Below are 894 nucleotides of genomic sequence, written 5' to 3'. Positions count from 1 at the left end.
TGCGCGGCATCGATTTAACGGTGGAGCCGGGCGAATTCGTCAGCATCGTTGGGCCAAGCGGCTGCGGCAAGAGTACCCTGTTGCGCCTGATTGTCGGGCTGGATCAGGATTATCAGGGCGAGATTACGCTGGGAAGTCGGCGCATTAGCGGTCCCGGCCCGGAGCGCGGCATCGTGTTTCAGGACCATCGTTTGCTGCCGTGGCTGACGCTGGAGGAGAACATCGCGCTGGCGGTGGAAAACGTCTCCTGGCCGGCGGCGCGCAAACGCGACGCGGTGCGCGAACATATTGAGCTGGTCGGGCTGACGGGCTACGAGCAGGCCTTTCCCCATCAGCTTTCCGGCGGCATGGCGCAGCGAGCCGCCATTGCCCGCGGGCTGGTGGCGCGTCCGGAAGTGCTGCTGCTGGACGAACCGCTGGGGGCGCTGGACGCGCTGACGCGAACCCGGCTGCAGGATGAACTGCTGCATATCTGGCAGCACGAGCGCACCAGCATGATCCTGGTGACCCACGATATTGAGGAAGCACTCTATTTGAGTCACCGCGTGGTGGTGCTGCAATCGCATCCGGGGCAGATAGCCAGGGTGGTGGAGGTGACGCTGCCTTTACCGCGCGACCGCGCCAGCTATGCGTTTACCGATCTGCGGCGTGAAGTACTGGCGGCGATGACGCCGGATGCCGTGCGCCACGAAGCGGCAGTAGCCGGGTAGTTGACCCCCTCCCGGCCTCCCCTTGCCAGGGGGAGGAGCCAAACTCCCTCCCCTGCGACTGTCTCTTATACACAAATCCAAGGAACCTCTAGAGGCCATGTGTATTCTGGTCTTGGGTTCATTCTTGGTTCTTGGTTCTTGGTTCTTTGTTTTTTGCTTTTCGTCGGCGTAAGAAATCACGCTG

General features: G+C 62.0%; 1 protein-coding gene. It reads left to right on the top strand.

Annotated features, from left to right (window positions below; genetic code table 11):
- Positions 1-710, top strand: a 710-nt coding sequence (locus DDT56_RS24245) for an ABC transporter ATP-binding protein (RefSeq protein ID WP_136168893.1), incomplete at its 5' end; no start/stop codon positions are given.
- Between the last annotated feature and the right edge of the window lie 184 nt (positions 711-894).

Origin of the sequence: Brenneria corticis, assembly GCF_003115855.1 — a bacterium.
Lineage (GTDB): Bacteria > Pseudomonadota > Gammaproteobacteria > Enterobacterales > Enterobacteriaceae > Brenneria > Brenneria corticis.
Note: the sequence above shows the minus strand (reverse complement) of the source record. Positions and strands in the feature narration are given on the sequence as shown.